The sequence below is a fragment of the Rhizobium sp. WW_1 genome (assembly GCF_003610155.1).
In the GTDB taxonomy this organism is placed as follows: domain Bacteria; phylum Pseudomonadota; class Alphaproteobacteria; order Rhizobiales; family Rhizobiaceae; genus Rhizobium; species Rhizobium tropici_A.
The window spans coordinates 1-1104 of sequence record NZ_RAIN01000065.1; the positions used below are offsets into that span (position 1 = coordinate 1).

A 1104-nucleotide genomic window follows, 5' to 3' on the forward strand; every position below is an offset into this window, starting at 1 on the left:
GGCAAGCCGCTTGAGGTGATGACGGTTCAGCTTGAGGGGCCTCGCGCTGGCGAAGTGCTGATCGAGGTCAAGGCGACCGGCATCTGCCACACCGATGATTTCACGCTCTCGGGTGCCGATCCGGAAGGCCTCTTCCCGGCCATCCTCGGCCATGAAGGTGCGGGCATCGTCGTCGATGTCGGTCCGGGCGTCACCTCGGTGAAGAAGGGCGATCACGTCATTCCGCTCTATACGCCCGAATGCCGCGAATGCCCCTCGTGCCTTTCCCGCAAGACCAACCTGTGCACGGCGATCCGCTCGACGCAAGGCCAAGGCCTGATGCCGGATGGCACCTCCCGCTTCTCGATCGGCAAGGACAAGATCCATCACTATATGGGCTGCTCCACCTTCGCCAATTACACCGTGCTGCCGGAGATTGCCGTCGCCAAGGTCAATCCCGACGCGCCCTTCGACAAGATCTGCTATATCGGCTGTGGCGTGACGACGGGCATCGGCGCCGTCATCAACACCGCCAAGGTGGAGATGGGCGCAACCGCGATCGTCTTCGGTCTCGGCGGCATCGGCCTCAATGTCATCCAGGGCTTGCGCCTTGCCGGTGCCGACATGATCATCGGCGTCGATCTCAACAATGACAAGAAGGCCTGGGGCGAGCGTTTTGGCATGACGCATTTCGTCAATCCGAAGGAGGTCGGCGACGATATCGTGCCCTATCTCGTCAACATGACGAAGCGCGGTGCCGACCAGATCGGTGGCGCCGACTACACCTTCGACTGCACCGGCAACACCAAGGTGATGCGCCAGGCGCTGGAAGCAAGCCATCGCGGCTGGGGCAAGTCCGTCGTCATCGGCGTTGCCGGCGCCGGCCAGGAGATTTCCACGCGTCCGTTCCAGCTGGTGACGGGCCGCTCGTGGATGGGCACGGCCTTCGGCGGCGCCCGTGGCCGCACCGACGTTCCGAAGATCGTCGACTGGTACATGGAGGGCAAGATCGAGATCGATCCGATGATCACCCACACCATGCCGCTCGAAGACATCAACAAGGGCTTCGACCTCATGCATTCCGGAAAGAGTGTCCGGGGCGTCGTGATCTATTGACGGCTTCAA

The 1104-nt window shown here is 62.3% G+C and carries 1 protein-coding gene; it reads left to right on the top strand.

What is annotated here, in order from left to right:
• Positions 1-1095, top strand: a 1095-nt coding sequence (locus tag BJ928_RS38460; RefSeq protein WP_047635240.1) for an S-(hydroxymethyl)glutathione dehydrogenase/class III alcohol dehydrogenase, incomplete at its 5' end; no start/stop codon positions are given.
• Between the last annotated feature and the right edge of the window lie 9 nt (positions 1096-1104).